Annotated in this window: 33 protein-coding genes and 1 pseudogene; 10 read left to right on the top strand and 24 right to left on the bottom strand. The window is 64.4% G+C overall.

From position 1 onward, the window contains the following. Positions 1–28: 28 nt before the first annotated feature. From QP045_RS13400 to QP045_RS13320, 17 genes are all read right to left on the bottom strand, one after another. The gene (locus tag QP045_RS13400) at positions 29–595 is read right to left on the bottom strand and encodes a hypothetical protein (RefSeq protein WP_422515492.1); all 567 of its coding nucleotides are present in this window, start codon (positions 593–595) and stop codon (positions 29–31) included. Next, positions 595–876 (bottom strand): hypothetical protein, encoded by a 282-nt coding sequence (locus tag QP045_RS13395; RefSeq protein WP_422515491.1) that lies wholly within the window; start codon positions 874–876, stop codon positions 595–597. Before QP045_RS13395 ends, QP045_RS13400 begins: the two co-directional genes overlap by 1 nt. A gap of 20 nt (positions 877–896) precedes the next feature. Continuing rightward, on the bottom strand, positions 897–1,850 hold the full coding sequence (locus QP045_RS13390; RefSeq protein ID WP_422515490.1) for a phage tail tube protein: 954 nt from the start codon (positions 1,848–1,850) through the stop codon (positions 897–899). Between the two features lie 17 nt (positions 1,851–1,867). Further along, entirely contained in the window at positions 1,868–2,290 is a 423-nt protein-coding gene (locus tag QP045_RS13385; protein ID WP_422515489.1) for a hypothetical protein, read from the bottom strand. Further along, entirely contained in the window at positions 2,287–2,937 is a 651-nt protein-coding gene (locus QP045_RS13380; RefSeq protein ID WP_422515488.1) for a DUF6441 family protein, read from the bottom strand. Before QP045_RS13380 ends, QP045_RS13385 begins: the two co-directional genes overlap by 4 nt. Then, positions 2,934–3,272, bottom strand: a complete 339-nt coding sequence (locus tag QP045_RS13375; protein WP_422515487.1) for a head-tail joining protein — start codon at positions 3,270–3,272, stop codon at positions 2,934–2,936. Before QP045_RS13375 ends, QP045_RS13380 begins: the two co-directional genes overlap by 4 nt. A 4-nt stretch (positions 3,273–3,276) precedes the next feature. After that, the gene (locus QP045_RS13370; RefSeq protein WP_422515486.1) at positions 3,277–3,618 is read right to left on the bottom strand and encodes a DUF2190 family protein; all 342 of its coding nucleotides are present in this window, start codon (positions 3,616–3,618) and stop codon (positions 3,277–3,279) included. A 6-nt stretch (positions 3,619–3,624) separates the two neighbouring features. Beyond that, complete coding sequence (locus QP045_RS13365; RefSeq protein WP_422515485.1) at positions 3,625–3,924, bottom strand: hypothetical protein; 300 nt, start codon at positions 3,922–3,924, stop codon at positions 3,625–3,627. A gap of 68 nt (positions 3,925–3,992) precedes the next feature. Beyond that, positions 3,993–6,179: a ClpP-like prohead protease/major capsid protein fusion protein gene (locus QP045_RS13360; protein WP_422515484.1), complete on the bottom strand. Its 2,187-nt coding sequence runs from the start codon at positions 6,177–6,179 to the stop codon at positions 3,993–3,995. Further along, positions 6,180–7,733 (bottom strand): phage portal protein, encoded by a 1,554-nt coding sequence (locus QP045_RS13355; protein WP_422515483.1) that lies wholly within the window; start codon positions 7,731–7,733, stop codon positions 6,180–6,182. It abuts the gene before it with no gap. Then, on the bottom strand, positions 7,734–7,949 hold the full coding sequence (locus tag QP045_RS13350) for a phage head-tail joining protein (protein WP_422515482.1): 216 nt from the start codon (positions 7,947–7,949) through the stop codon (positions 7,734–7,736). Position 7,950: 1 nt separating this feature from the next. Beyond that, positions 7,951–9,801 (bottom strand): phage terminase large subunit family protein, encoded by a 1,851-nt coding sequence (locus tag QP045_RS13345; RefSeq protein ID WP_422515481.1) that lies wholly within the window; start codon positions 9,799–9,801, stop codon positions 7,951–7,953. Positions 9,802–9,904: 103 nt separating this feature from the next. After that, a complete protein-coding gene (locus QP045_RS13340) occupies positions 9,905–10,390 on the bottom strand; it encodes a terminase (protein ID WP_422515480.1) in 486 nt (161 codons plus the stop codon). 221 nt (positions 10,391–10,611) lie between these two features. Beyond that, entirely contained in the window at positions 10,612–10,857 is a 246-nt protein-coding gene (locus QP045_RS13335; RefSeq protein ID WP_422515479.1) for a hypothetical protein, read from the bottom strand. A 231-nt stretch (positions 10,858–11,088) separates the two neighbouring features. After that, complete coding sequence (locus tag QP045_RS13330) at positions 11,089–11,880, bottom strand: Crp/Fnr family transcriptional regulator (protein ID WP_422515478.1); 792 nt, start codon at positions 11,878–11,880, stop codon at positions 11,089–11,091. 266 nt (positions 11,881–12,146) lie between these two features. Then, positions 12,147–12,848 carry a Crp/Fnr family transcriptional regulator gene (locus QP045_RS13325; RefSeq protein ID WP_422515477.1) on the bottom strand — a complete coding sequence of 234 codons (702 nt, stop codon included), beginning with the start codon at positions 12,846–12,848 and terminating at the stop codon, positions 12,147–12,149. 14 nt (positions 12,849–12,862) lie between these two features. Further along, entirely contained in the window at positions 12,863–13,117 is a 255-nt protein-coding gene (locus QP045_RS13320) for a DUF6894 family protein (protein WP_422515568.1), read from the bottom strand. 126 nt (positions 13,118–13,243) lie between these two features. On the opposite strand from QP045_RS13320, the gene QP045_RS13315 reads away from it, so the two are divergent. Beyond that, complete coding sequence (locus QP045_RS13315) at positions 13,244–13,486, top strand: DUF6894 family protein (protein WP_422515476.1); 243 nt, start codon at positions 13,244–13,246, stop codon at positions 13,484–13,486. A gap of 7 nt (positions 13,487–13,493) precedes the next feature. After that, the gene (locus QP045_RS13310; protein WP_422515475.1) at positions 13,494–15,353 is read left to right on the top strand and encodes a M61 family metallopeptidase; all 1,860 of its coding nucleotides are present in this window, start codon (positions 13,494–13,496) and stop codon (positions 15,351–15,353) included. Between the two features lie 120 nt (positions 15,354–15,473). Here the strand turns inward: QP045_RS13310 and QP045_RS13305 are convergent, their stop codons facing one another. Then, entirely contained in the window at positions 15,474–16,331 is an 858-nt protein-coding gene (locus QP045_RS13305; RefSeq protein ID WP_422515474.1) for a manganese catalase family protein, read from the bottom strand. Between the two features lie 166 nt (positions 16,332–16,497). Here QP045_RS13305 and QP045_RS13300 point away from each other — a divergent pair. Both QP045_RS13300 and QP045_RS13295 read left to right on the top strand, forming a co-directional pair. Further along, positions 16,498–16,695 (top strand): annotated as a pseudogene (locus QP045_RS13300) (IS630 family transposase); the annotation flags it as partial. A 94-nt stretch (positions 16,696–16,789) separates the two neighbouring features. After that, complete coding sequence (locus tag QP045_RS13295; RefSeq protein WP_422515473.1) at positions 16,790–17,287, top strand: DUF421 domain-containing protein; 498 nt, start codon at positions 16,790–16,792, stop codon at positions 17,285–17,287. Between the two features lie 86 nt (positions 17,288–17,373). On the opposite strand, the gene QP045_RS13290 is transcribed toward QP045_RS13295, so the two are convergent. The 5 genes from QP045_RS13290 to QP045_RS13270 form a co-directional block, all read right to left on the bottom strand. Beyond that, a complete protein-coding gene (locus QP045_RS13290; protein ID WP_422515472.1) occupies positions 17,374–18,171 on the bottom strand; it encodes a hypothetical protein in 798 nt (265 codons plus the stop codon). Between the two features lie 250 nt (positions 18,172–18,421). Then, positions 18,422–19,273: a hypothetical protein gene (locus QP045_RS13285; RefSeq protein ID WP_422515471.1), complete on the bottom strand. Its 852-nt coding sequence runs from the start codon at positions 19,271–19,273 to the stop codon at positions 18,422–18,424. Beyond that, positions 19,273–20,700, bottom strand: coding sequence for a replicative DNA helicase (locus QP045_RS13280; RefSeq protein ID WP_422515470.1), 1,428 nt, complete (start codon positions 20,698–20,700; stop codon positions 19,273–19,275). The genes QP045_RS13285 and QP045_RS13280 overlap by 1 nt, the downstream gene beginning before the upstream one ends. Further along, positions 20,697–21,692 carry a DUF7146 domain-containing protein gene (locus QP045_RS13275; RefSeq protein WP_422515469.1) on the bottom strand — a complete coding sequence of 332 codons (996 nt, stop codon included), beginning with the start codon at positions 21,690–21,692 and terminating at the stop codon, positions 20,697–20,699. The genes QP045_RS13280 and QP045_RS13275 overlap by 4 nt, the downstream gene beginning before the upstream one ends. Next, positions 21,689–22,093: a hypothetical protein gene (locus QP045_RS13270; protein ID WP_422515468.1), complete on the bottom strand. Its 405-nt coding sequence runs from the start codon at positions 22,091–22,093 to the stop codon at positions 21,689–21,691. The genes QP045_RS13275 and QP045_RS13270 overlap by 4 nt, the downstream gene beginning before the upstream one ends. Before the next feature lie 89 nt (positions 22,094–22,182). Between QP045_RS13270 and QP045_RS13265 the strand changes: the two genes are divergently transcribed. Together QP045_RS13265 and QP045_RS13260 are read left to right on the top strand one after the other, a co-directional pair. After that, a complete protein-coding gene (locus QP045_RS13265; protein WP_422515467.1) occupies positions 22,183–22,416 on the top strand; it encodes a hypothetical protein in 234 nt (77 codons plus the stop codon). A gap of 146 nt (positions 22,417–22,562) precedes the next feature. After that, a complete protein-coding gene (locus tag QP045_RS13260; protein ID WP_422515466.1) occupies positions 22,563–22,835 on the top strand; it encodes a hypothetical protein in 273 nt (90 codons plus the stop codon). Between the two features lie 153 nt (positions 22,836–22,988). Here the strand turns inward: QP045_RS13260 and QP045_RS13255 are convergent, their stop codons facing one another. Beyond that, the gene (locus QP045_RS13255) at positions 22,989–23,207 is read right to left on the bottom strand and encodes a hypothetical protein (protein ID WP_422515465.1); all 219 of its coding nucleotides are present in this window, start codon (positions 23,205–23,207) and stop codon (positions 22,989–22,991) included. A gap of 86 nt (positions 23,208–23,293) precedes the next feature. On the opposite strand from QP045_RS13255, the gene QP045_RS13250 reads away from it, so the two are divergent. From QP045_RS13250 to QP045_RS13235, 4 genes are all read left to right on the top strand, one after another. Beyond that, positions 23,294–23,974: a S24 family peptidase gene (locus tag QP045_RS13250; RefSeq protein WP_422515464.1), complete on the top strand. Its 681-nt coding sequence runs from the start codon at positions 23,294–23,296 to the stop codon at positions 23,972–23,974. Between the two features lie 113 nt (positions 23,975–24,087). Continuing rightward, positions 24,088–25,230: a hypothetical protein gene (locus QP045_RS13245; protein ID WP_422515463.1), complete on the top strand. Its 1,143-nt coding sequence runs from the start codon at positions 24,088–24,090 to the stop codon at positions 25,228–25,230. Between the two features lie 5 nt (positions 25,231–25,235). After that, positions 25,236–25,751: a hypothetical protein gene (locus QP045_RS13240; RefSeq protein WP_422515462.1), complete on the top strand. Its 516-nt coding sequence runs from the start codon at positions 25,236–25,238 to the stop codon at positions 25,749–25,751. 100 nt (positions 25,752–25,851) lie between these two features. Continuing rightward, positions 25,852–26,178 (top strand): HIRAN domain-containing protein, encoded by a 327-nt coding sequence (locus QP045_RS13235; protein ID WP_422515461.1) that lies wholly within the window; start codon positions 25,852–25,854, stop codon positions 26,176–26,178. The last annotated feature ends 20 nt before the right edge of the window (positions 26,179–26,198 follow it).

Below are 26,198 nucleotides of genomic sequence, written 5' to 3'. Positions count from 1 at the left end.
CGGACGCGCAGCTGCCGCTCGCAGGAGGTCAGGACTTGCCAGACACCTTCCGCTTCCTCGGTGTCCGGCTCTTCGATCCGGTACGGGCACTGCTCGCACCGCCGCGCTTCGCTCGCTTGGCAGGTGAGCTGGCAGTATCGTTCACCGGCATCGCCGCCTCCCCAGTGCCAAGATGAGAGGCGGCGGAGACGTTTTTTGTCCGCTCCCGCTGCACGAACGGCATGACATAGGCTTGGTCGAACGCTTCAAAAGTGAGCGGGTCGGACAGCGCGTACTCAAGGTTTTCGCGGCTGAACGGAAGCGGCTCGCCCGGCCCCTCGTCGTCCGGCCCCGCCATCAGGCAGACGTCCTTCCAGTCGCGAGCGCCGGCAAGGATCAAGGCCACGCTGAGCGCGTCCCCCAACTCCTCCAGCTGCTCGGCGGGCGGGGCGTCCGCGGCCTCTTCGCCTTCCTCGGGCTCCTGCCCCCGGATCGCCTTGATCGCAGCGCGCCGCGCCGCCCGCATCATCTTCCGGTCGACTGGCGCAAACAGCACCTGGCAGCCCATGACGGGCACCCATGCGGGCCCCTCTGCCTTTTTCTGGACAACGAGCATCAGGCGGCGTCCCCGATCCACTCGAGACGGACCTTGCGCTCCTCCTCGATGACCTTCAGGTCGCTGCCCTCGCGGACGAAGTTGCCGCGCTCGACGGCATAGCGGCGGACGGTACCCTTGTCGGTGTCCGCCTCCAGCACGTGCGCGATCGCCTTGCCGGTCTCGGCGTCGATCACGCGCAGGTCTGCAAAGCCGGGGGTGATGCCGGCGGCAGCATGGGTCGGCAGCGGCGGCGGGGTCTTTTCGGTCGCCGCGTTGGCGGCGGTGTCTTCCTTCTTCACGGGCGTTCTCCGCTGGAGGATCAGTAGCTAGCCACGTCGTTCTTGAGCACGGCCGTCAGCGTGTGACCGCCGGCACCAGATGCCTGCCAGTTGGACGTGGCCTGGACGCCGCCGGGGCCGGTGATCGGCGTCTTCACCCGCGGGAGGAACACGCGCGGGACAGTGAAAAAGAGACTGAAATCGCCCCGCTTCCAGCCGAACGACAGATCGATCGGGGTGCCGTCGACAGCCGCATCATAGAGGTCCAGCCGGTCGAACCGCATCGTCAGTTCGCCGTTCATCATCGCCTTGAGCGGATCCGCGCCATCGATACGGCCATCTTCGCGGATGGCTTCCACCTTCTCGTAATTGTTCGAATAGGTGAAACCGGCGCCCGTGACGCTGCCCAGCACCTCACCGCCGCGCTTGATCGATCCCGTCGCCTGCTGAAACCGCTCGCCGGCCAGGGTGGTGGGCGTGCCAGCAACGCTCAGCGCCTGCTTGCGGGTCTCGCCCTGCGCGATGACGCCAATCGTCGCGTTGAGCATGCCAGAGCGTGCCATCGAAACGCGCAGCTGGTTCGCGAGCGCGCCGAAGTTGACGGAGAAGCTCGGGATCTCGGGGTTGCCGATCTCGATAGACGCGGACGGCAGCTGGTCCTTGCCGGAAGTGAAGGTGTGCGTGGTGACGCCGCTCGCGGTGGCGGAAACCGGGTCGCCGAGCAGCAGCTTCAGCCACCAGCCGAACGCGCGGGTGTCCATCGGCACCACGACGTCACCATCGTTCGTCGCGACATCATATTCCGGGTCCAGCCCCTCGCGGCCGAAGCCAAGCTGATCGTCTTCGATGAGCGGCCGCTCCTCCCCCAGCGAGTTGCTGACGAACGGCAGGCGGCGGAAGCCGCTCGTGGGCGTCTGCCCATAAGCAGTTTCGAACACGGCCGACTGCACGGCATTGATGCCGAGCGCGCGCCGGCGGGTAGGCTGTACGGCCATGGTGGGTTCCTTCGGGCTCAGTTGAGAGGGGAAGTGGTCGAGTAGGAGGCGACCAGGTCGAAATCTGCGCCTCGCGCAGGGTTCGCGCCCTCGCCGTAGATGTCGTCGGTGTTGGGTCCCGTCGGCTCCAGCCAGTCGCACAGCCCGCCGAGCGTGCGGTCGGCTTCGACCTGGGCGCCGATCCGACCCATCATGCGGTCGACCTCTTCCTCGGTAGCTCCGGTCACCTCGACCGGGATGCGGTGCGCATAGTGGTAGACGAGCGGACAGAGGTCGACTTCGGGCTCGCCGGGCTCGCCGCTCCGGATTACGACGCGGCCAGTCGGCGGGATCCGTGCGGGCGCAGCGTCGCTGCCATCGAGCCCCAGCACCTGCGAGTGCGGCACGGCCGCCTGTACGAGCGCCTTTACCGCGGCGAGAACATCGAGGCGCTTGCTCACCAGTTCTTCTCCAGCCCGCGCGTGAATGCGGCGATGTAGGCCGCGCTCCAATTCGCGGCGGGGCGATCTAGGTCGAGCAGCTTGGGCATGCGCGCCACCGGCACGAGGGTGAACATCAGCACGCGCTTGAGGACCCGCCCTTGGGCCAGTCGCCGTGAAGTGGCCTGGCGGATCCCGCGCCCGCGCCGCGCGCCCACTGCGTTGATGAACGCCAGCACACGACCATTCTTGCCGCGCTGATAGAACAGGTCCTGGTTGAAGGTGTGCTCGACCTGCTCCGGCGTCATGCGGCGCGCAGAGCCGCGACGTCCAAGCGCCCGGGGCACGCTGGCGGTTGGAATGGCGAGAAAGCGAGAGCCGTTTACCGGCAAGATCGTCGCGCCTCGCACGAAGCTGTCGATAATGTCCGGGGCACGGCTGTAGATGTAGCCGGCCGGGTTCATCCCGTTGCGCGACTTCGGATAGACGTTGCCGCGCCAGGTGTTCGCCAGGCGCTGTCCGAGGCCGGCCGAGGTCACCTGCCCGCGCAGCTCGCGCAGTGCATCGCCAGTGGTGGCGCGCATCGCGACGGTAGCCGCACGCGCGACGCCCCCCTCGGCCTCGCGCATCACCTTGGCAAAGTCGGGAACCTCGACCTCGAATTTCACGCTTCCGGCGCCTCGCAGGTCCAGGTCATGCGCTCGACATCGAGCGCCGGGTCGCCGGTGACGATGCAGACGGTTAGGACCTCAGCCTGGGCGGCCGGGTCAATCTCGCGGATCAGGAAGCGGTCGCCGGCAGCAGGCGCCGGCACTTCGGAGCGCCGCACGTCGATCATGCAGGTGTCCTGCCGGATCCGGCTGTCGCCGAACGGGGCATCGGCGGTCGGGCGGGAACGGATGACCCGCACCCCCTCCTGCACGCCGCTTTCGGTCACGTAGTCCGCCGCCTCGGAGCCCGGCCCGTGGAACAGGGCGTCGAGCGCCGGGGCGAACGGATCCATGGCTTTAAGCGGCGATCTGGCCGGTCAGCAGAACGCGACCGACGGTGTCGGCAGACGCCTGCGACTGACGAGCAACGCCGATCAGCGTGTTGCCGGTGGCGGTCGACGTGACCCGCTTGTTGGTGTTGTCCCAGTAGAGCTTGGTGGTGTCCGCCACCCAAGCTTCTCCAGGGGCCTTGGTCATGTCGAACACGCCGACGCGGCGCGCTTCCACTGGAGCACCCTGCGCAGCAGCGGCGAGGGCAACGGCGAACACCGCGCCGACCAGCAGCCCTGCGCCACTGGTTACCGCGTAGGGAGCGGTCATGGTGATGGTCTCACCGGGTTGAATGAAGTTGCGTGCCATCTTGGCTTACTCCTTGTCCGCCGCGGCCTTGCGGCGCGCAGGCTTGGCCTCGGCCGGAGCGTCGGTTTCGACTTCGGCCTGATGGGGATTGGCGGGGGTCTCCGCTTGCGAGCCGCTCGGCTCGGTGCCTGCTTCGACCGGGGTCTCCCGATTCTGCTTGGCGGTAAAGTCGGCGGTGACATCCTCACCCACCTTGCTCTCGACGAGGCGCTCGGCTTCGGCATCGTCAACATGCAGCACACCCTCGTGGGGGTGCCGCAGCACGCCCGCGACGTGCGCTGCGGTCAGCAGCTTCACGAATTTCATGGCTGTTCTCCTGAAGCGGTCAGGGCGGCCGCAGCCGGCCCTGCCGCAGGTTCACGGGTACGCGGGCTTTAGGCGCCGGGCTGCTTGTAGGCGGAGCGCCAGTTCACGGCGCCGACGCCGTAATCGTGGCGGACCTTCCACTCGACACCGTCGACACGCCAGCCGTCCTGGCTGTCGGTGAACGGCTCCGTTACGCCGTTGAGGAACACCACCTCGATTGCCGGCGCGACGTTCGGATCCGCGAAGGCGTAATAGGCGGTGCCCGAAAGGCGCGGGCTGTCGACGATATCCTCGAACATGCCGTTGACGATGTTCGGCCGCTGCAGCTTGTTCACGGCATCCGGATCGTACTGGCTGCCGTTGATGACGCGCGCTGCGCCACCCAGTGCCAGCGCGAGCAGCAGGATGGACGGGCGGATGTCGAGGAACTCGTTTCCGCTGACGTCCTTCTGCTGCGCCATTGCAACGCGGATCGCGTCGAAGGCGGCGACCGAAGGCGCGGCGCCCGCGGCAGCGAGGTTGCCGTGGTCCGCGTGGAACAGCGGCTTGCCGTCGTTCATGATCGGGTTGCTGTTGAGCAGCGCGAAGACGTCAATCTCGATCGTCAGCTTGGCGGCGCGGCCGAGGTCGACGGCGAGCCCGGAGAAGACCTCCATGTCGTCGTTCACGATCGCCTGACGCGACAGGTTGATGATGTTGCCCTTGGTCGACGCGGTGATCGCTTCCTTCGCAAGGTCGGGGATGGCCTTGTTCTTGAACTCGCCTGCCTCGTTCACGTTGTCCAGCGCACCGAACGAGCCGCGCAGGTACCGGCTGTGCGGGCGGAAGTCGGTCACGGTGCCGGTGCCGCAGAACCGCGTCCAGGTGTCGGGCGTGGTCGCATAGGCCGCCTGCAGCGTGCGATGGATCGCGTTTTCGAACAGGACCGGGAAGTCGCTGGTCGTCTGCGTGATCACCGTGCCCTGCGAGGTCATCGCCTGGCGCACAATCTGGTCCGGGTCGCGAGTGGTGATGTTCACGCCCAGGTTACCGAGCGATTCACGCGCGAGGTCGACGTTGCGAACGCCACGGAACTCGCCCGGGTCGATCTTGATCGGCTTGCCGTTCAGCGCGGCGGCCTTCTCGACAAGGTGAGCGACGCCCGCCTTGACGAGCAGCCAGTTGGTGGCGCCCTCCCGGAACTTCTCGCGCTGGTCGACGGTGACCCGGGCGGGGCTGTTGTGGCCGATGTTGGCGGCATCACCCTCCTCCGCCAGCTTGTCGAGGATCTTCTCGCGTGCAGTGGCGAGCGGAGTGCCGTCGTTGACAAGACTGTCGATGAACTCGCCGGGCAGATTGTGCTTGGAGCCGAGCGCGCGGATGGTCCCAACGCGGGAGCGTTCCGCGGTCACGGCGTTCTGCACATCGGCAGTGGTGAGCGCGACGACCGACGCGTCGGTCTGGGGCGCCGGAGTGTTGGTGGCCGGCGTCAGGGCGAGGGCACCGGTTGCGGGGAGCGCGTCCTGTGCATTGAGCGCCACGGCAGACTTGACGATCTTGTCGATCTCGTTCTGCGTGCCGCCGTCCTTCTGGAACGTGGCGATCGCGGCAACCAGCGCCGCGCGGGTCTTATAGAGGTCCATGGTTTTCTCCTGTGGACGTTTAGGAGCGGCAGCGGCCGTCCGCGGGGTTCCCAGCATCGCCATTGCGGAGATGACCGGGCTTTCGGGGGCCTTGCGAAACCCGAATGCTGACACGTTGCAGGCCGCGGCGTTCGACGCCTCCGACACGGACGTGATGAACTTTTGCTCGAGCGCCTGCTCCGAGGTGAGCCAGGTCTCTGCGTCGAGCATGGGGATCAGAGCGTCGGCGCTGAGACCAGTCTGACCCGAGTAGATCCGCACGAGCTGGTCGCGGATCACGTCGAGCTTGTCGGCCGCAGCGCGAAGCTCGCGAGCGTCGCCGATCGCCACATCCCACGGGTTGTGGATCATCATCAGCGCGTTGTCGGCCATGACGATCTCGTCGCCGACCATCGCGATCACCGACGCCATGGAGGCCGCGAGCCCGTCGATATGGACGGTGACCTTGCGCCCGGCGGCCTTGGCTGCGGCGAGCGCGTTGAAGATCGCCAGCCCTTCCATGACGTACCCGCCAGGCGAGTTGATGCGGACCACGATGTCGCCGTCGTCGCTGGCGATCAGGGCGAAGAGTGTCTTGGCATCAAGGCCGTCCCACTCGTCACCGACGATTCCGTAGATGAGGATTTCGAGCATTCAGGCCCCCTGAGGCTGTGCGGGAGGAGCGGAGGACTCTTGCTCCGCGGGGTTGCCGACAGCGGTGACCCGGCGAGGGTCGCAGTCGAAGATCAGGCCGAGGGCATCGAGCTTTTCAAAGTCGGCCTTCGCCTCAGCAAGGAAGGTGTCGGGATCCTCGCCCCGCTCGCGCGCCCACTGCGAGATCGTCTTGCCCCCAGCGCGGATCGCGTCACGGCTGGCCTTCACCTCTTCGGTGGGGTTGATCATCTCACGGCCGGGCGGCGTCCACCGCACGGTGACACCATCGACGTCCTCACCGAGCATCGCGAAGGCGTCGATCAGCCAGGCTGCAACCGCACCGCAGAATTGCGGGATGAACATGCTCCACTGCCAAGCGGACAAAGACCGCTGGTATTCGAGCCATCCCATGCGCCCGGAGGAGAAGTTCACGTTGGACAAGTCACCGGTGAGCGCCTCGTAGGGCACCCCAAGGCCGGCACTCACCGCCCGCAGCGACACCTTCGTGTAATCAGCGTACCCCTCCACCTTGGGAGGGTCGGAGAAGGTGACCTCTTCGCCCGGCCTCGCGTACTGGAAGGTTCCGGGTTCGATGTAGTCCAGCGGTTCGCGGTCTTCGCCGAGCGTGACTGGTTCGCCAGCGTCGCCATCCTCGCTTTGGATGCCAGGAATGGTCCCGCCCGGGTCTTCGCCGGTGACGACGCCGACAAATGCGCTGGCCAGCTTCTGCCGCGTAAGCTGCGCGTCCTCGTAGTCGCCGAAATCCTTCATCCGCAGGATGACCGGTGCGAACCAAGTCGCCCCATGCTCCATCTCCGGGCGATCGGCGCGGAAGACGTGCGCTACGTCTGCCGCCTTGACGAAGGTAGAGCCCAGCGCGTCGGCGCGGCCGCCACCCGGATGGCCGTTGAACAGCCAGTAGCCCTCGCGCGCACCGAGCGGACTGAACTGCACGCCGTTGATCAGGAACCCGCCTTGCACACCGGGAGCCGTAGAGAGCGGCCCGTGCTTGGACGGATCAATGTAGTCCGGCTCGATCACCTGGAGCTGGAACGGCAGCGGCAGCCGGTCCGAGGCCCGGCGCCAGCGGCGACGCATCACCACGGCGCCGCTCTCGACGATGGTGCGCGCCGCCTGAAGCTGCAGCCCATACAGGTCATGGCGGCGGCTGGCGTCGCACGCGGTGGTGTCGAGGTGCCGGCGCGCGAGCTTGTTCAACCGGTCGTCGATCTGACCGTCGCGATACACCTGAAAGGTGATGCCGGTCCCGACCATGTTGTTCGCGATCGTGGCCGCGCCGCGCGCCGCGAACGGATTATTGCGGACCAAGTCACGGGCGATTCCGCGCAGCGCGGCGGCAACCATCGGCGAAAGCTCGCCGTTGGCATCCAGCCGGGTCCGCCTCCAGCCGGCGGCGCGACGGCCTAACGTTGCGCCGTCATACTCAGCGCGCGCTCCGCGCCCCGTGCGAATGCGCTTCGGTGCCGTAGCAGCTTGGACCGGCTTGCCAGTGGGACGTGCGCGGCCGAACAGCCGTTCGAGGAACGACGCCACTTAGAGGCCGCTCCGGTAGTACGGCACCCGACGACGCACGACCGCGCCCTTCGCGGTCTCCTGCATGGACAGCTGCGTCGCCACCACCTTGCGCGCGGCAAGCAGCTGATCGAGGTTCTGGTACTCGGTGCGGCGCCCGTCGGCGAAAGTGACTGAGCGCACGCCACTGCTGATCGCCGCGTCGAGCCGGTCGAGATCTGACTGCTGGTAGGCCATGCTACCTCCTGCGGCTCGTGAACGGATTTGCGCGTCGCGGCTTCATGCCCGCCCTGGCCGGAGCAGATGCCGCTGTGGATTGGGCCTGAGCCTCGGCAGGCTTCACCGGCGCCGGCCGCTTCACCGCAACGGTGCCGAGCAGCTTGCCCCACTGGCGCTGGGTCCATTCGTCGGCACCCAAACTGACCGCCACAGCACGCGCGTAAATCGCGTTGTCGAGCGCCTCGTTGCGGGGGCGAGTTTGCTCCCATTCAACGCGCGAGCGGCCATTCCTCAGGTTCTTTTGGACCAGCTGCTCGGCAACCAGCTGCTTGATCCACTCGTCCGTGGTGCCCTGGGGCAGGAAGACGTAGCCCTCCGGGTAAGGCTCGCCGTCGACCGGCTTCTCCAACGATAGGTATCCGTATAGCTCCAGCTTCAGCATGGAGGTGCCGATGGTCCACAAGCGAACGCCACGCTTCAGCTTGCGGCCGTTGATCGTCAGGTCCTGCCAGGTCGGCCCGGCAATCGCCTGTCCGATACCAACCGCGTGCCGACCCTTCACCGCCATGGCGAACGCCGGATGCCGGCGCGCCCAAGCGTAGACGTGCATGGTGTTCGCACCATCGCCAGAATCGATTGCGACCCGTGCGAGCCTTAGCGAGCGGCCGTCCTGCGTCCGCCAGGTCCGGCCAACCGCTTCGTCCAGTTTGGTCCAGGTCGCGTGATCGGCGATCGAGCCGTCGATCTCGATATGCTCGACTAGGGCGCGCTGCTTCTTTGGCCCGAACGCCCAAATGTCCAGTTCGAGCCGGCCACCGCCGCCCCGCTGTACGTCCACTGATCCGATCAACAGGCCGGCCCAGACCGGAGGCGTCCCGATCGCCATGGCTGTCTCCCGGCGATCGTAGAGGCGCTGCCACTCGGGAGCCTCTCCCCGCTCGGACCATGCCTCCCCGAGTGTCTGGTTGACGAAGGTGCGGAGAAGGTTCGGGTCCTTGCGGACCTCCATAAACTCGCGGGCAATCTCCAGCCAGGCGGCACCCGGATGCTGGCTGTAAGCCGCCCAGATGTGGAAAGACCGATGCCGCGGGAATGCGCCGGGGTTGTGCGCCCGCCACTCGCCGGCTTCATCCATCGCCGCCTTATCAGCTTCGTCGATGTCGCAGCCGTTCACGCAGCGGTACCAAGCGCGGGTTGGGTTCTCCTTCGGTTCCCAGCGGATACCGGCGCCAGTACCGTCGCCGAACACGAGCTGCTGCATCTCGCCGCAATGCGGACAAGGAACGTAACGGTATTCCTGGCTGCCCTGCTCGAACAGCAGGTCGATGCGGCTGAGGCCTTTTACCTTCGGAGTTGAACCCGCTGCGCTGAACCGCCGGGGCGAAGTCAGGTTGCGCTTGTAGGCTAGCCGGGCGGGGTCGCCCTCTTCCTTCGAGGCCCACGGGTAGCCGTCGCACTCCTCCAGGAAAACGTCGTCGGCGGTGACCCGGCGGAACTCCTTCGGGCTGTTCGCGCCTTTAATCTGGATCCAGCCGCCTTTGTAGCGCTTGGCCCGGATCTGGTTGTCCGCATGCCGCGGCTTGAAGGTCGCGACCTCCCGGACGACATCCCACTGCAGGACCGGCTCCAAGTCGTCGCGGCTGTACTTCTCCGCGTCATCGATCGTGGGCTGATAAATCAGCGACCGGGCCGGATCGTACCTGATCCGGTAGGCCATGAACGACTGCAGGATCGTCGAGTAACCGATGCGGCTGCTCTTTCGGCAGCTCAGCTGGGCCGTCTCAGGATCCGTGAACGCGTCCGCCATCTCCAGCTGGAAAGGGAACGGCGTGATACTGGCGCCTGTGTCGTCGCAGGCGTGCTCCAGCATGAACTCGGACAGCTTGGGCTTGGGCCGGGGCGCAAACATCGCCAGCCATTCGCGAACGGCCGACAGTACGGCATCGTCGCCGCGGATCTGAAGTGCCTCGAACTCAGTCTGCTTCGGCGGCCTCTTCGGCATCTAGGCCTCCGCCTCTGGCCTTCTCGACCTTGGCGACGCTCAACTCCTTGAGGGCGTCGTTGACCGCCTTCTCGATGCGCGTCCTGAGTTTGTGATCGCCCTTCGCGACGATCATGCCGACTTGGCTCAGGCGGGATACCGCCATGGCGATGACGCTGATAACGGCCCCGGACATATCTGGCAGGGAAGCCAGTTCGCCACGACGCTCCGCGTTATCCATCGCCTTCGAATCTGCCTGCTCTTTCTTCAGCCGGGCGCTCTCGGCGTCAAGATCGAGCGCACCCTGAGCCCCGTCGATGCCGTACTTCGCCTGCGCCCACGCCTCGATGTTTTCAAGCAGGGAGGCGCCGTCCTCCGGCAGGTCGCCCTTGGACCGCAGTTCGCCGATCCAGCGGCTGGAAACGCCGAACACCGCGGCAAGCTGGGGCCGAGTGGGCTCCTCAAGGTCGATTTCCACTCACTTCCCTCCCAGAGGGGTCATACTTCCCTGCTAAAACGCCCCAAAATGGCGGAAAAGTGCCGTTTCACAGCCCGACAGGGAGGAAGAAGTAAGACGATTTCCTGTGGCTAGACGGAAGTTGCGCCTTTGCCCCCCGTATTACCCTGCAGCCCCGGAAGGACCCGAGGGGGGGTGGCATCCCATCCTTTGGGACGCCGCTTGGCCGGTCGTCGCCGCGATCAGCACGCCGCCAGTCCGTCCTGGTGCCACAGCGGCGGATGGATCGAACGGACAGGCCCGCGCACCACGGCTCGGACGTCACACGCGATGCGCTCGCACTCGGCGATCAGCATGTCGCTGCGGGCGGTGGAGCGTGACGGCCGCTCCATCGCGTCGGCTAAGCTCTCAAGCTCAATGGCGAGGTGCCGGAGGCGGTCCGACGAACTGAGCGCCCTGACCGCCATCGCCACCTCCAGAAACGACAAAGCCCGCCATAAGGCGGGCCGTCTGCGCCAGACATAGCTGTCGCAGGGATTTTCTGACACATTTCGTGGCCGGATGCAACAGTTCTCAACCGCTCTCCGTGCATCGGCCGTGACCGTGGGGGTAGGGCGTAGGGAGAAGATGAGCCGGGTCACTGAACTGCCGGCAATGCAAACATGCAGCTTCCGAGGGCGGGTCCGATAGCAGGCAGTCACCCGTTGAGTAGGTGTCCGCTACGCAATTCTGGCGACGCCGAACGCGGGTGGATTGGGCTCTTCGGTGATGCGAGGAGTCGGTCCTCCGAAAAGCATATAGCCGTCGTCGAAGTCTCCGATCCCGACCAGCTGATCCCAGTCGTGAACGGTGATTTTTCCAGCTTTCGCTGTGATGAGGAATCGGGCCTTTAGCGCCTTCAGCGTCCGGTTGACATGGACATTCGTAAGGCCGGTCGCGTCGCCAAGATCGGTCTGCGTAATCGGCAGCGGGAACGCATGTCTGTTGCCGTGGTCTGCTCGCTCATACCTGACGGCCATCTCGCAGAACAGGTGGGCAAGACGAGCAAGCGCGCTTCGGCGGCCCATATTCACGACCCATTGCGAATAGATCGACCCGTCAACGACACAGTCTCTCCAGAACGCTTCGGCGATTCCAGGGTACCTTGCGGCGGTGCGACGAAGCTCAGCATGTGGCAGGCGCAGGATGGTCGTGCTGGTAAGGGCTGAAAGGCCCCACCCCGACGTAGGGCACACAACCGATGGCAGGTCCGCCATGTCGCCGGGAATGTGAAGGCAGGTGATTTGTCGAGCGCCGTCGCTATTTTGCCCGAAGCGGCCGACGAGCCCCTCAATGACGAGGCAGGAGTGATCCACCTGCTCACGTTGCCTGACAAAGTCGACGTGCGCAGGAACCTGCTTCACCTCCCCCTTTAAGCCGAGGAGAGCGTTTGTCTCTTCGTCGGTCAGGACAGAGCGCGACGCGAGGCGGGCTACAAAGAGTTGAAGTGCAGAAGCGCACGAGGGGTCCATGGCGTGTACTCCGACTGAGAGGCGGGAGCACGCAAGTCTCGCAGCCACCAGCGCCCGACAAGCCTGTACCGGTGATGAAGCACGTTTACCACGCTTCCGGGCGGGCGCCTAACTCGGGAGAACCCTGCGACTCACGTGACAGCAGATCCGAACCAGCGACGGCTTTCGGGCGCGAGCTGGCTGCCTGATTATGACCATCCCGCCCGTTCACCCTGCAGGATCCGCTCGCCTGGCGCGGCCTGCTGAGAGTGGTGCCTAGCGGCCGTTCAGCGGCGGCGCTTCTCTAGATAGAGATAAGCAGGATCGAATTCTCCGACCCTTGCCAACTCATCCCTGTTCAAGATGCTCAGCCTTCCCCCCTTCCATTCCAAGAGCTTCCGCTCGCGCAGTTCCTGCATGACGCGGTTGCAATGGACCGGAGTGATACCGAGGCAATCTGCCACCTCAGCTTGGGTCAGCGGCAGATCGTAGTACATCCCGTCAGACAGACCAACGATCTCCAGACGAACGTTCAACTCGCAAAAAAGGTGAGCCAGGCGAGATAATGCGCTTCGGCGGCCGAGCGAGACCTCCCACTCCCGATGAACGGCGGCGTCTACATTGGTCCCAAACCAATATACGCGCGTGAGGTGCGGATGCCGCTCGGTGATCTCGGTGAGCTTCGTGTGCGGCATTAGTGCCAGCTTGCATGGGGTAAGCGCCATAACGAAGTGATCGAGGCGCTTGAGCGTGAAGCTGTGAAGATCCAGAAAGTCACCCGCGACGTGGAGCTCGGTTATCTGGCGCTGCCCGTCCCGCATGTCCTTGTAGCGGCAGGCGATCCCGTCCAGAAGGAGGGTGGAGTGGCGGAGTTCCTCGCCCGGTCGAATGATCGTGGTGTCCGCAGGAACCGCTGCACGGGGCAAGAGTGATGACCGGATCGCGGCTTCTTCCTCGGCGGAAATCTCGTCGCGCGCGCGCAGCTTCATCAGGTGCCGCTCAATCAAGCTGCGTCTCCACTCAAGTGTAGCTCGAACGCGTCTCGATAGCGTACCACCCCTAGGACGCTTCCGTTCGCATCGGCGATCTCGACACGTCCCTGCAGATCCAGGACGCCGTGTTGCACTTCATCAGCGATGATAGAGCGGACGCTCCGAACCGCTTGATCTCGAGCAGCTTCCAGGTTGGAAAGCTCGACCCCCTCCTCGTCGCGGACGGTGCCGATGCTGTTATGTAGGTGGAGATAGAACCGAGCCATGTCGCGCAAACGCGGCATAAGCGGTTCGGTTCAGGCCTTTGCGAGGTTGTCAGCGTCAGAATGGGAAATCGTGCTGATCTACGTTTGCATGGGCAACCGGGGGGCCTGTGCGGGCATTTTTACCGCATGCCTGCTTATTCCTTTCATCTCTGCACCCCAAATGCCACCCGCCCGATCAAGAGCGACCATAACGAGTTCCCCAACGTAGGCGCCGCCCTGGCCGAAGCCGCACGCATCGGCCGGGGCATGATCCGTCAGCGGGTCCGCCGCCAGCCCTGCGCCCTGCGCGCGCACCTGGACGTGCGCGACGGCGGCGATACGCCCGTCGCGCGTATCCTGCTTGCAGAACTCGCCCGCCAGATTTCCTAGGATCCTCATGACCGAGACCGAGACGACCGCCCGGGACCATGTCATCCCGGAACCCTGCGACGTGCCCTATCCCGGGCGCATCCGCCTGGAAGTGGATGCCCGCGACGTCATCCGCCGCATCGTGCGGGTGCGCGAGGTCATCCCGGTCGCGGAGCCGGGCGTCCTGACCCTGTTCTTTCCGCAATGGCTGCCCGGCTATCACGCGCCCCAAGCGCCGATCGAGCTGTTCGCCGGACTGGTGATCCGCGGCGGCGGCAAGGACCTGTCGTGGAAGCGCCATTCGACGAAGGTCCACGCGTTCCACGTCGATGTGCCCGAGGGCGTCGTGGAAATCGAGGCGCAGTTCCAGTTCCTGTCGCCCACCGACAGCGCCCAGGGCCGGATCGTCATCGGGCCCGAACTGCTCAGCCTGCAGTGGAACACGGTGCTGCTGTACCCGGCGGGCTATTATGCCCGGCGGATCGCGGTCGATGCGAGCCTGACGGTGCCGGACGGCTGGCGGCAGGCCTGTGCGCTGAAGGTCGTGGGGAGCGAGGGCGGGACCGTGTTGTACGAGACCGCGGTGCTCGACGTGCTGGTGGACTCGCCGGTGTTCGCGGGGCGTCATCACGCGCGGATCCCGCTGGACGACGAGGGCATGGTCCACCTCGACATTTTTGCCGATGCGGCGGAGATGATCGACCTGTCGCCCGAAAAGATCGAGCCGCACCGCGGCCTGGTAACGCAGGCGGTGAAGCTGTTCGGGGCGCGGCCGTTCGACCATTATGACGTGCTGTTCGCGCTGAGCGAGGAGATCGGCAGCATCGGGGTGGAGCATCACCGGTCGTGCGAGGCGGTGACGCTGCCGGACTATTTCACCGACTGGGACGGCACGTTCTCCCGCCGCGACACCATCCCGCACGAGTTCATCCACGCGTGGAACGGCAAGCATCGGCGGGGCGCGGACAGCTGGACGCCGAGCTTCGACCAGCCGATCCGCAACAGCCTGATGTGGGTCTATGAAGGCCAGACCCAATATTGGGACCGGGTGCTGTGCGCGCGTTCGGGCCTGTGGACGCCGGAATGGACGATGCAGGCGATCGCGCTGATCGCCGCCACCCATGCGGCGCGCGCCGGCAGCCGCTGGCGCCCGATGAGCGACACGACGCGCGACCCGATCATCGCCGCGCGCGCGACGCTGCCCTGGCCGAGCTGGCAGCGCAGCGAGGATTACTATTCCGAGGGCGCGCTGGTGTGGCTGGACGTCGACACGCGCATCCGGGAACTGTCAGGCGACACGCGGTCGCTGGACGATTTTGCGCGGGCGTTCTTTGCGGCGGATGCGGACGGCAGCTTCACAACCCGGACCTATGATTTCAACGAGGTGGTGGAGACGCTGGGCCGGATTGCCCCCTACGACTGGACCGGCTTCTTCAAGCAGAAGATCGAGGGCACCCATGCGGGCGCGCCGCTCGCCGGGCTGGAGCGGGGCGGCTATCGGCTGGTCTATCGCGACACGCCCAGCGACTATTTGCGCAACAGCGAGAAGGTGGCGGGGAACGTCAACCTGATGTTCTCGCTGGGGCTGACGGCGCAGGCGACCGGCAAGGTCGAGGAAGTGCTGTGGGAAGGTCCCGCGTTCGAGGCCGGGCTGACGACGGGCGCGACCATCAAGGAGGTTGAGGGGCAGTCGTTCTCACCCGAGCTGCTGCGTCAGGCGGTAGCGGAGGCCCGGAGGCCGGGCGGCACGGTGCGGCTGCGGATCACGGTCGGCAAGCAGGAGCGGGAGGTTGAAATCCGCTGGGCCGAGGGGCATCGGTATCCGCACCTGGAAGCGGTAGAAGGTGCGCGGCCGAGGCTGCTGGAGATCCTGGCGCCGCGCGAGTGAAGGTGTGGAGTCGCTAGCTCCGCTGTGGCAGATCTGAGCAGGCGATCCGACTGCAGCCCCCTTCCCTCAACGGACCGGGGACAGGACAGACCGCGAGCGACCTGCCTGCCCCCAAGCCTGTTAGGCAATCTGTTGTGCCTGCGCGCCGCTGTCGGGTCGCGCCGGCCCAAGTTCCGCCGGCTCGGGTGTCAGCGGCTGGTTCTGGAACACGGTGAACTCCCCCTTGCCGTCGACCGAGGGGCCGCTGGTCCAGCGACCCTCCGGCACCGAGCCATCCACCGAGGTCGCGTAGAAATTATAGTTGTTCTGTTGATCCTCCATCTCCTGCGGAAAGGAGTTGGGGATCGGCATGTTGACGGCGGGGCCGCCGAGCTCATCCAGAACCGCGAGCCACTGGTTCTGGTGCATCGTGTCACGCGCGATCATGTAGTGAAGCATCCGCTTCATGCCTTCATCGTCAGTCGCGTTGAACAGGCGCACGGCGAGCACGCGCCCGGTGCTTTCCGCCGCGACGTTGCAGTACATATCTGCCGCGACATTACCGCTGGCGTAGATGTGACTCATGTTAAACGGGACGCCATCCGAATCCATCGGCATCGCGGCGAGCCCACTGGACAAGAGGTTCTTGTGGATGAGGCCTTCGATCGAGGCCTTGGCGCTGCTGCCGCCCATCACCGCACCGACGATGCTGTCCGCTGCGCCTTCTTCCTGCGCGGACGACGGTGCCGTCTCGAGGTTCATCGCAACAGCTGTCGCCAGCATTTCAATATGGCCAATCTCTTCAGTCGCGGTGTGGAGAAGCATGTCTCGATATTTGCTGGTTGGCGCGCGATTGCCCCAGGCTTGGAAAAAGTACTGCATGCACACGCGGATCTCCCCCTCCACGCCGCCGATCGCCTGCTGAAGCATGCGGGCGAACTGCGGATTCGGCTTGTCCACGACAACGGGAAATTGGAGCCGCTTGTCATGATAATACATGAATAACCTCCGCCTGTCTGGTTGCTACTGGGCCGTTTGCCCGGCAACCCGAACGAACAAGTGGGCCGTAAGTCGATCCCCTCGCGTAACGAAAAGCCCTAATTCTCAGTGATATAAGTTAAGACCGTCAGAACCTGACAGCCACCTCTCGGTCTCCGAGCGACGTTACACGACCCACAAGACCGCGCTGGTCCGGGCACGGCTCGCTCGCCCACCGCATTACCACGTCCACTTCACGCCAACGTCAGCATCGTGGATCAACCAAGTGGAGCGCTGGTTCGCCGAGCTTACCCGCAAGCAGTTGCGCCGCGGTGTCCACACCTCAACCAACGAGCTCGAGCAGGACATCCGCTCCTTCATCGAACGGCCCTGGCGCACCTCGGGAAATGGTCCCGCACACCAACAAGAGCTATGATAGCAGCGGCGCCACTCGGCGCTCAGGATGAAAAGAGAGTCACGTGAAAGTTCTACCGGAAGACTGGCATAGCATCTTCGCGTCAGAAGCAGCAATTCTGGAAATCATGGCCCGCGGCACAGCCTTATACTTTGGCCTGATCATCCTCATGCGAGTAATGCCCCGGCGAATGGGCGGCGAACTCGCCACGATGGACCTCGTGTTCATCCTCTTGATTGCTCAAGCAGCAGCACACGGGCTGGGAGGCTACACATCTATTGCCGACGGGTTCTTCATGATCGCCGTGCTGATAGCTTGGGATTGGCTGCTTAACTTCCTCAGCTACCGTATCCCGATGGTTGAGCGGCTCGTGTCAGCCCCGCCGATCGAAGTCATACGGGACGGCAAGCTTCTGAGGAAGAACATGCGCCGTGAATACCTGACCGAAGACGAACTCCTTAGCCACCTGCGGACAGAGGGCGTCGAGAGCTATGCCGACGTCAAGCGGGCATGCATCGAAAGCGACGGTCAGATCAGCGTCGTGCCGATGTCCAAACGATAGCCCCAGTCGCAAGCGAGCAACTAAACCGATTACCAGAGCACGTGAGGGTCATATCAGAATAGGTTGGCCGTAGACCGTGCCCCGCCTCATCCTGCAGCATCGACAGCAGCGTGAATATCCTCCTCACTGTGCACGCGGTATGCGCGACCGACACACTCCGGCCAAGCATTGATCGCGTCCAGCAGGAACCGCTTCGCCTTGCGATTATGGACGCCATACCGTTTTGCGGCGACCGTGTAGCCGATCGGATCCCCCACGATCATGTCGAGTACCATCTGGCGCGGCTGAGGTAGCTCCGCCCGCCAGTACCCGTAGGCCAGGTGCAGACGAACCCGCCGGACGCTCTCCCCCACCAGCCCGCCGCACTGGCGCGAGCTGTCCACCCGCGCTTCGAAGCTGGCAACCTTCAGAGCCACGTCAGCCTCCAGGCTGCGGTAGACGTTTGCGATCTGGGCCGCCCACTCCAGCTGTTCTTTGTCGATCGTGCCGTTGCGCTCGAGCTGGATGAGCGCGTCGGCATGGGTGCGCTCGGCGTGCTCGTGCGTCTCCGGCGTGCCCGTCTGCTTGTGCGACCAAGCTTCCTTCAGCTTCATCGCTTCTTCGAGACCCGGCTCGAGCTCCGCACCCGCCGCGAGCTGACGCTTCCGCTCAACCTTCCACTCGGCGCGCGGCATGCCGGCAGGCTTCACCGGAACAGGCTTGGGCCGCGGCTTCCCGAGCACCAGGTGCTCAAACCGCTGACGCTCACGCTTCCGAGCAGCCGCCAGCCGCGCCATCCGCAGGTTAAACGCGGTGACGCTTGCAGGATCGGCCGCATAGCGCTCCGCCAGTTCCCGGCGAGCCCGGGCGATGCGCTCTGCGCGGGCCTCATCGCTGCCACTCATGCACGCGCCTCCGCGGCAGGCCCGTACTCACCGCACCAGTCACGTTCCCAAGTCACCGGCCAGTGCGCGGCCTTGGCCGCATCCGCGCTAAGCGAACTCTTATCGTCTAGATCGGGCCTGCGCCCCACTGGCGGGAAGCGGCGGCACATGCCGGTGTGATCGTCCTGCAGTTCGTAACAGTGGTCCAGGTCCCATGCGCTGGTCCGCAGGCGGTTCCAAAATCGGCAGCCACCGCAGCTCGCCTCGCTCATCATCGCTCTCCTCCAGCAGCTCGCGGCGGTCCCGCCATTTCCATCCTCCGATATCGCTCAGCAGTCGCCCGGCTGATCGCGAGGGCTTCGTCCTCCTGCTCGCCGGCTGATCGGAAGCGTGCTGTGATCCACTCGACAGGCTGGGTGATACCGGCGTCCCGAGCAGCTACGATCGCAGCGAGTGTTGGCGCGTCGCCCTGGTCCTTCCGCCACTTGCCGATCATCGAGCGGGCTCTGGCCGGGGGTGTCCCGGTCGAGACCAGCAGCGCAATCCCGGTGTCGATTAGCGCCTTCACAGGATCATCCGGCGGCGCCGAAGCGCCCGTAGCGTTAGCTACGGAACTACTTCTCCCTCCTTCCTCCTTCCTCTGGCGGCGCTTTTCCCCACCGGTGGGTAACTGGTTCCCCACCACTTCCCCACTCGACGGGGTTGCGCGGGCCTTAGGTTCCCCATCGCCCTGCTCTGAGGCCCCCTCTCCTTCCCCACCATCACGGATTGATCGCGCCACAGTGCGCACCCATTCCCGAACTTCATCCGTCTGTGGGTGGACCGAGTTCGGCTTTTTCGGCCGCTGATACTGGCAGAAGTTCCGAACTGCCCCGTACTGCCGGCCGCCCGCTTCGTACTTCATGACCATCTGACCGCCCTCGAGCTCGGCGAGCAGCTCAGTCGTGTCGGCGTTGTCAGCCGGCAGGAGCCGCATCTTAAGCTTGATGGGAGACCATTCGAACGATCCTTGATCGTCGCATTCATTCCACAAGCCGATGAACAACAAGCGAGCGGGGAGCGTCAGCGAGACGAACCGCTCATCGGTCCATAGACCAGGGTGTACCGAGCGTATGCGCGCCATCACCGGCCCTCCAATTGGTAGAAGTCACTGCCGCGGACGGCGGCGTTCGCACCGAAGAACCAGCCCATGGCCTTGCCCGTGGGGCCGCTCCTGCGCTTCGCGACGATGAACTCGATCTTGTTGCGCACGGCGTCCATGTCGGTGCGCCATGCCTCGTACTTGGGGCCGAACTGGTCCTCCGGTTCCGCCCGGCGGAGGTACTCTTCCTCGCGGTAGACGAAGAGGATCACGTCGGCGTCCTGCTCGATCTGGCCGCTGTCGCGCAGATCGGACGGCATCGGCCGCTTGTCGGGGCGCCGTTCAAGGTCACGGCTTAGCTGCGCGACCGCCATCACGGTCAGACCCTCGGCCTTGGCGAAAGCCTTCAGTCCGGTGCTGACCTCCGAAGCATGCTCGTACGGGGACATGCCCTTGCGGCTGTGCGCCATGAGCTGGAGGTAATCGACCACAACCAGCTCCAGCCGCTGCCCCTTCGCAGCCAGGCGGCGCTTGTGGGATCGAGCCTGGCGCACAAGCTTGGCCAAGGTGAGCCCACCCGTCTCGTTGATTTCGAGAGGGATCGCGTCCAGCCGCTTCTTCGCCGCGAGTACCGCTGGCATGTCGGCCTGGCTCACCGTGCCGTCGCGGACCGCCTCATAGGGCACGCTCCCATCCACGGAGCAGCACATGTCTGCCAGCATCCGCCGCGTCAGTTCGTCGGCGCTCATCTCCAGAGAGAAGATGAGCACGCCGTGCCCGCGCATGGCGGCCCCGATCGAGTACGAAGTGACCGCCGACGTCTTGCCCATACCGGGGCGGCCACCCACCACGACCATATTCGTCGGCCGCAGCACGCCCATCTTGTCGTCGAGCGAACCGATGATCCCGCAGCGAACGCCGACGATCGGCTTGCCGAAGCTGTCGATCACGACCTGCGCATAGGCTCCGACGGTATCCTGTTGGGTGACGACCTGGTCGGCCATCTCGGCGACTGCTTCGTCTGCCTGCGCCAGCAACTCCTCGCGAGTGACGTCAAGGTTCCGCGCCGACGTGACGACATCCTGAAGGCCGGCCGTCATGCGCCGCCGCTGCGACAGCATGCGGATCTGGTCGAAATAGCTCCTGGTGCGGGATAGCGACCCGGAATTCATCGCGGCCGCGGCTAGAACCGCCCGAGCGCGTGGCCATTCTTCCTCGGTCGCGAAGAAGGGCCCGAGCGTCGTCGCGTCGATCGCGGCACCGGCTGCAGACATCTCCAGCATGCGGGCGTAAATCTGCCCGTAGAGCGGGACAGAGAAGTCCGCGGGGCGAAGACCGCCGTCGACGGTCAGGTCGATGCGGCGGGGATCGTCGATCAGATCTCCGAGAAGGCCGATCTCCGCATCCGCATTGTGCAGGGGGCTGACCGTATCGGCCGCGGCGAACTGCTGATCAAACGCGCCGGTCATGCCCGGATCCCCCGCAGCTGATCGTTCCAGTCCTTGAACCCCTCGCGCGGCCAGATCGTCCGGACTGCAAAACCCCGCTGCGTGATGCCGGGGATCGCCTTTGCTACAGCCGCACGGCCGGCGGGATCGTTCTGTCCAGCGATGCACACCGACCGAGTGGCGAGCGGATACTCGACGAACGGCATCATCGCCGTGCCGAGCGTTACCCAGACCTCGCGGTCGGGAATTTCCTGCGCGAGGCTGAGCCCATCCTCGGGGCCCTCGGTTACGATGACCTCGGCGGACGCAGGCCCCTGCCCGCTCCCGAGCTTCAGCGCACCACCCTTGATGCGACCCAGGCTGCGCTTCGGCTTCTGCATCGCCGCCTTTGCCCGTCCGCCCTTCGAGAGGAAGATCCGCTGTAGGCCGATGACGCCGGTGCGATCCGTCACCGCGCCCACCAGTGCGGGCAGGTCGGGGCCACAGCTTCCCTCGTCATCGTCGTACCAGGCCGGGGTCTGTGCGAAGCGGATGGAGGATGGCAGCGGCATGACGATGCCGCGCGAGCGGGCGTAAACCTCCGCTGGTGTTCCCGCAGCCGGCACCGCTGACGCCCAGACGTCCCGAGCGCGGTCAATCGCCCGCTGACGTTCCCGCGCATCCTCCTCGGCTGCCTGGATACGCGCAGCTGGATCGACGGCAGGCAGTCCAGCCGCACCCAGCCAGCGCATTGCCTCCATGAAACCAAGGCCTTCGGTTTCCCGAACCAGCTTCACGATGTCGCCGGACGCACCGCAACCGAAGCAGTGATAGATGCCCTTCGCGTCGTTGAGCCGCATCGAGGGCGTGCGTTCCTTGTGGAAGAGACACAGCGCGACCAGTTCGCGGTCCGCGCGCACCACCTTCGTCCGCCGGCGCACGACATCGCTGATATTGTGCCGCTCCTTCGCCTCGTCGACGAGGCGCCGGAAATCAGCATCGTCGATGCGGCCCCTTCCCGGTCCCGCGCTCATGCCAGACGCCTCGCGTGCTCGGCGGCGATCATGTCCAGCCACATGCCGGTGATTCGATGAACGCGGCGGATCAGAACCTCCTGCGGCTCGATCTCCGCGACGGTGGTCTCGCCATCCAGCTCGGCAGCGATGATCGCCGGCAGCAGTTGAGATAGCGTCAGCGAGGCAGAGGCTTCGTCACCAGTGCAGACGGAACCCGCGTCAGCCCAACGCCCGCCGACGAGTGCCAGGAGCGGGTCAGCGAACCGGCCTTTCCACTCTCGGCAGCCGCGGAGGAAGGTCGGCAAGTCCATCGGCGACGTACCGGCGCCGTATACCGCGCCCCGGTCCTCGGACTTGCCGAGCACCTCGCCGATATCCTTCCAGGTCGCGGCGTCGTCGTTCTTGATGTCCGTCAGCACGGAGCCCTGCACCTCAACCGCGCGAGACGCGGAAAACGTACGGCGGCGGGCGTGGAAGTGCGGCGCGTTCATGCCGTAACTCCGTATGTATGGTGAAGGATCGAAAAGCTCGTCGGCAGAACCAGGTCACGGCTCTCGCGGTCGGCAACATGGTTGCCGCGCTCGTCGACACGATGATGCGGGAGGATCTGGGCAATGACGTCGCCCACCACTTCCTTGACCGCCTGCAGGATCTGAACTCGATGACCCTGCACGGGCCCGCGCTCTACATCCTCGACGACATTGTCGACGTGGTGCGGGGCACGGTGCCGGTGAATGACTAAGGGGCGGCCATCCGACCGGGCCGGCGGCTTGAGCGCAATTGCCATGGGTCCCAGGCTTTCCATCAAAGCAGCCCGTCCGGGAGGCGGCTGGACGCCGCCCCCCGTCCGGCTATCGTGCGGTTGTCGAGACCAGCACGGAGAGAAGAATGGACCAGCTTTTTGAGCTGCGCGCGGAAGTCATTGCGTATCGTTTCGCGTTGGAAAACCTGTGGGCGAATTTCCTCCGGTCGCACCCTAACGCGCTCGAAAACTGCAAGCGGGTGGCTGAGGAGTCGCACCAAGCGCTTGAAGGCGCCTACCTCAGCAACAACACGCCCTCCGAAGAGCTCGCTCATTTCACGCAGATCAGCCTTGCGCATCACGAGTCCCTTTGGACGAGCATCGAGAAGCAGCTTCGCGGGCATCTGGCCAATCCGTGACTGCGACGACGCGGGGGGCAAAAACATCCCGTTGTGCCGCAAGCCTCCCCGCGACCTCGGCGATCTGACGGAGGAGACCTTCCTGATCAGCGGCGAAGGGAGCACCGGCCAGAGGATCTGGAATGCCGAGCCAGCGGCGGACGGCGGAGCGGATCATGCTGCGCGAGCCTCGGCACCAAAGTCAGCCATAAAGGAGATGATCCGGTTGGCCGTCTTGAGGGTCAAAGACCGCTTACCAGCGCGCAGTTCTGACACGAGGTTGCCGTCTCCGATGGCGCGCCGACCGAAGGTCGTTGTTGGCACCTCCTTATCCCGGCAGAATTGCTCAATCCGTGCGAGAATGTCCGCGTCGCTCGCCAGCGTCGTGTGCATCAATCCGATATAGTCGGATGTTTCCGACGGATCAAGTTGGAAACTTCAGGCTACCTGCGTCTCAACCCCTGTGGGAGACGTCCTACATGGCCGAAATGGAAGATCTGAGGGGTCGGGCACTTTACGACGCCCTCATGTCGATCAAGCCCGAGGGCTTGGCTGAGACTGATTGGGCCGTGCGGGCTGGGGTCAATCGGGGTTTCTTCACGAACCTCAAGAACCAGCCCATCAGCCCCCGTTCCGACACCCTCCGCAAGCTCCTGCGGGAGGTCGGAAGGAGCGAAGCAGACCTGTATGCCCCGAGTGAGGCTCGGACCGCCGGAAAGCACCCGGAAGATCACGGCCCCTCAACTGGCGACGTGCACACCGTAGGCATTCAGCACATCGACCTTGCCTTTGGCCTCGGCGCGACATTCGCGGACAGCCCGGTGGAAGTGGAGGTGCTTCAGTTCCCGCAGCAGTGGGTGGAGACGATCACGCTTTCGCCTGCCGAGTTGCTGACCTGGACGCGGGGCCGGGGTGACTCGATGCTTCCAACCATCGACGACGGCGACTTGGTGCTACTGGACCGGTCTCAGCGGGAGGTGAAGGAGCAGGACGCTATCTGGGCCTACACGATCGGCGACATCGCGGCGATCAAGCGCTTGCGGGTGAAAGGCGACCGGTACCAGATCTTTTCGGACAATCCGGCCGTAGCGCCGGACGAGGAGCCGATCGATTTTGTGAATATCGTGGCGCGCGTCGTCTTCGTTGGGAAGCGCCTCTAAAGCGCTTATAATCTGGCGTTTGAAAAAGTTCTGAGCGCAACCGCGCGTACCTGAATTGACTCTAAACAACTGTCAGCGATAGCCATTGCTTCCAACGAAGGGGATAGAGGCAAATGGACGACTTCGGTGAGCTTATTGACGGGTCGAAACCAATCGAAGTTGAGCTAGATGCCTACGTCATCGCTGAATCTCACCGGGTGTGGAAGGCATCTGCCGGAAAAACACACCGGTTCTATAAAGCCGTGCGTGACGCCCATACGGTCTTCCCGGATGTTCGAGGTTTAGATGGCCTCGAGGGTGCGCCATCTACGTGGCGCGATGAGGATCTGCTTCCCCTAATTGCCGCTGATCGATGGGAGCGAGAACTCGCGAGTCGAGAACGTGGAAACAAACCTCAGAGCGCCGAAGGCATCGGAGCTCAAGACCGCGGGGTACTGACGTTCCTGAAACGCCTCTGGCACGAGGCTGCCAAGGGAGATTTGGTGGTTGTGCCTGCGGAGGGTTACCGCGAAAATGTACTCATTGGCGAGTTCCTCACGGAGGCCGGCGATATCCGAAGAGTTGAGGCTAAGGATGGTGAGTTTACAGGAGGATTTTACGGCCGCCCCGTAGCTTGGCGAATTGGCCTTCCTAAACTTCTTCTTGACGAGGACCTCATCGCCGCGCTGCATACTCGTGCCGCAGTTTTCACATTAGGCGAGACTGAGAAAGAGTCAGTATACCGCTTAGCCTACAGCAACTTTGTCTATAAGGGACGCTTTGTGGCCGAGTTCCGGACCACGAAGAATCGCTTTACGGCGGAGGATCATGCAGTCCTAGCCACTTGGCTAAACGCGTTCGACGTCCTTCGGGATTCTATCGAGCGAGGAGAAACTCGGCCGGAGAGCTTTGCCGAGTTAGGGCTTGAGAAGCTCCCAGATGAGCGCGCTGCGGAGTTGAAGATAGATATACAGTCGCCCGGGGAGGTTTTTGTCCGCTCCGTGTCGCCATTCGCACTCTCCCTCATGGCATTGTTCGCTCTTAGCGCGTGCGATTCAAAGCAGGTTGGCGACAACCGTGTGACCGTGCGCCTCAAGCATGTCGGCGGCCATGATAACGCCATAGAAAAGGCGGTAGAGGAGGATGTGAATGCGATTAAAGCCGCGCTGGGAGAGGCTCGCATAGAACAGCAGGCAAACCTCGCCCGTCGGGCCAGGGGGGATGCCTACGTCAGCACCAGGGCAACCTTGAAGTTTGAGGGCAAAGGGAGCAAATAGCGGCCATGGCTAGCGCTGCGCCTCCTACCCCGTGGCTGACGCCAGAACGGGCCAAGCGATATTTGAAACTCGCGATTGGCGGCTTGGCAACCGCCATTCTCGGCGGGTTTCTGGCTGCCCTGTTCACGTACATGTTCACCGCACGACTTAATCAAGAAGCAGCGCTTCAGCAGCAGTACCTGGCAGCCGTGCAGGAATTCGTAGCTACTGGTGCTGTCGTTGATGCCAGCGTAACCGGTCTGGCGGACAGCGTATTAGACGCTGAAGGCATCAAAGCCGGGCGCAGGGAAGCTCGCCAGGCTATCGCGGCACATGTGGCGGCAACCCAGTCGTTGTCGCAAGTTATCGGCACAGGCAATTCGGACGCCTATATGGAAGGTCTCGCCACCCTTCGCAAACTCGTCGATGAAACCACTGATGTCCAAAGTGCGCTGAGGGCGTCCCGCGCTCGATTTGACCTAATGGACAACCGGACGATCATCGTCGCTGAGGCTAGACGGCGTATCTACGGGAAACCGTAAGAACATCGGTCTAGGTGTGCCCCGCCCCGCTCTCAGCTTAGCCGTGGTCGGAGCCGCGCATCCGAACAAGCGGGGCCCCACACGCCGGTTTGAACTGGCGATGTGTGCACCTGGCGAGCCCGTTCAACTCGTTCCGGAACCGAAGAACCCGAAGGACGAGAACGCCATCGCGGTATTCAGCTGCCGCGGGGTCCAGATCGGCTATCTCACAGCCGAGCGAGCGCCTTTCATCAGCGGCCTGATGAAGGCCGGCCACGAGGTGCAGTGCGTCTTCCAGGAACTCACCGGCCACGGCGCGGTGATCCGTGCAGCGTTCAACGGAGAGGTGCCTGTGCTTCCGCCCAAAAAGGCTAAAGAACCGGAACACCGCGCTTCAGGAGCGGATTACGACTGCGGATGGTATCCTGATGAGGAATGGCCCGACTAATATCGGAAGTTTCCTACTTT

The sequence above is a fragment of the Sphingomonas sp. 3-13AW genome (assembly GCF_049311085.1).
Taxonomy (GTDB): Bacteria; Pseudomonadota; Alphaproteobacteria; order Sphingomonadales; family Sphingomonadaceae; genus Sphingomonas.
This window is presented reverse-complemented; position numbering and strand designations above follow the sequence as displayed.

What these genes read in the sequence shown, in the direction of transcription:
- QP045_RS13400 (WP_422515492.1), bottom strand. Translation starts at nt 595, where the DNA reads ATGCTCGTTGTCCAGAAAAAGGCAGAGGGGCCCGCATGGGTGCCCGTC.
- QP045_RS13390 (WP_422515490.1), bottom strand. Translation starts at nt 1,850, where the DNA reads ATGGCCGTACAGCCTACCCGCCGGCGCGCGCTCGGCATCAATGCCGTG.
- QP045_RS13375 (WP_422515487.1), bottom strand. Translation starts at nt 3,272, where the DNA reads ATGGATCCGTTCGCCCCGGCGCTCGACGCCCTGTTCCACGGGCCGGGC.
- QP045_RS13370 (WP_422515486.1), bottom strand. Translation starts at nt 3,618, where the DNA reads ATGGCACGCAACTTCATTCAACCCGGTGAGACCATCACCATGACCGCT.
- QP045_RS13365 (WP_422515485.1), bottom strand. Translation starts at nt 3,924, where the DNA reads ATGAAATTCGTGAAGCTGCTGACCGCAGCGCACGTCGCGGGCGTGCTG.
- QP045_RS13360 (WP_422515484.1), bottom strand. Translation starts at nt 6,179, where the DNA reads ATGCTCGAAATCCTCATCTACGGAATCGTCGGTGACGAGTGGGACGGC.
- QP045_RS13350 (WP_422515482.1), bottom strand. Translation starts at nt 7,949, where the DNA reads ATGGCCTACCAGCAGTCAGATCTCGACCGGCTCGACGCGGCGATCAGC.
- QP045_RS13345 (WP_422515481.1), bottom strand. Translation starts at nt 9,801, where the DNA reads ATGCTGGAGCACGCCTGCGACGACACAGGCGCCAGTATCACGCCGTTC.
- QP045_RS13330 (WP_422515478.1), bottom strand. Translation starts at nt 11,880, where the DNA reads ATGGACCCCTCGTGCGCTTCTGCACTTCAACTCTTTGTAGCCCGCCTC.
- QP045_RS13325 (WP_422515477.1), bottom strand. Translation starts at nt 12,848, where the DNA reads ATGAAGCTGCGCGCGCGCGACGAGATTTCCGCCGAGGAAGAAGCCGCG.
- QP045_RS13320 (WP_422515568.1), bottom strand. Translation starts at nt 13,117, where the DNA reads ATGGCTCGGTTCTATCTCCACCTACATAACAGCATCGGCACCGTCCGC.
- QP045_RS13315 (WP_422515476.1), top strand. Translation starts at nt 13,244, where the DNA reads ATGCCTGCTTATTCCTTTCATCTCTGCACCCCAAATGCCACCCGCCCG.
- QP045_RS13310 (WP_422515475.1), top strand. Translation starts at nt 13,494, where the DNA reads ATGACCGAGACCGAGACGACCGCCCGGGACCATGTCATCCCGGAACCC.
- QP045_RS13305 (WP_422515474.1), bottom strand. Translation starts at nt 16,331, where the DNA reads ATGTATTATCATGACAAGCGGCTCCAATTTCCCGTTGTCGTGGACAAG.
- QP045_RS13290 (WP_422515472.1), bottom strand. Translation starts at nt 18,171, where the DNA reads ATGAGTGGCAGCGATGAGGCCCGCGCAGAGCGCATCGCCCGGGCTCGC.
- QP045_RS13285 (WP_422515471.1), bottom strand. Translation starts at nt 19,273, where the DNA reads ATGGCGCGCATACGCTCGGTACACCCTGGTCTATGGACCGATGAGCGG.
- QP045_RS13280 (WP_422515470.1), bottom strand. Translation starts at nt 20,700, where the DNA reads ATGACCGGCGCGTTTGATCAGCAGTTCGCCGCGGCCGATACGGTCAGC.
- QP045_RS13275 (WP_422515469.1), bottom strand. Translation starts at nt 21,692, where the DNA reads ATGAGCGCGGGACCGGGAAGGGGCCGCATCGACGATGCTGATTTCCGG.
- QP045_RS13265 (WP_422515467.1), top strand. Translation starts at nt 22,183, where the DNA reads ATGGTGAAGGATCGAAAAGCTCGTCGGCAGAACCAGGTCACGGCTCTC.
- QP045_RS13260 (WP_422515466.1), top strand. Translation starts at nt 22,563, where the DNA reads ATGGACCAGCTTTTTGAGCTGCGCGCGGAAGTCATTGCGTATCGTTTC.
- QP045_RS13255 (WP_422515465.1), bottom strand. Translation starts at nt 23,207, where the DNA reads ATGCACACGACGCTGGCGAGCGACGCGGACATTCTCGCACGGATTGAG.
- QP045_RS13250 (WP_422515464.1), top strand. Translation starts at nt 23,294, where the DNA reads ATGGCCGAAATGGAAGATCTGAGGGGTCGGGCACTTTACGACGCCCTC.
- QP045_RS13245 (WP_422515463.1), top strand. Translation starts at nt 24,088, where the DNA reads ATGGACGACTTCGGTGAGCTTATTGACGGGTCGAAACCAATCGAAGTT.
- QP045_RS13240 (WP_422515462.1), top strand. Translation starts at nt 25,236, where the DNA reads ATGGCTAGCGCTGCGCCTCCTACCCCGTGGCTGACGCCAGAACGGGCC.
- QP045_RS13235 (WP_422515461.1), top strand. Translation starts at nt 25,852, where the DNA reads ATGTGTGCACCTGGCGAGCCCGTTCAACTCGTTCCGGAACCGAAGAAC.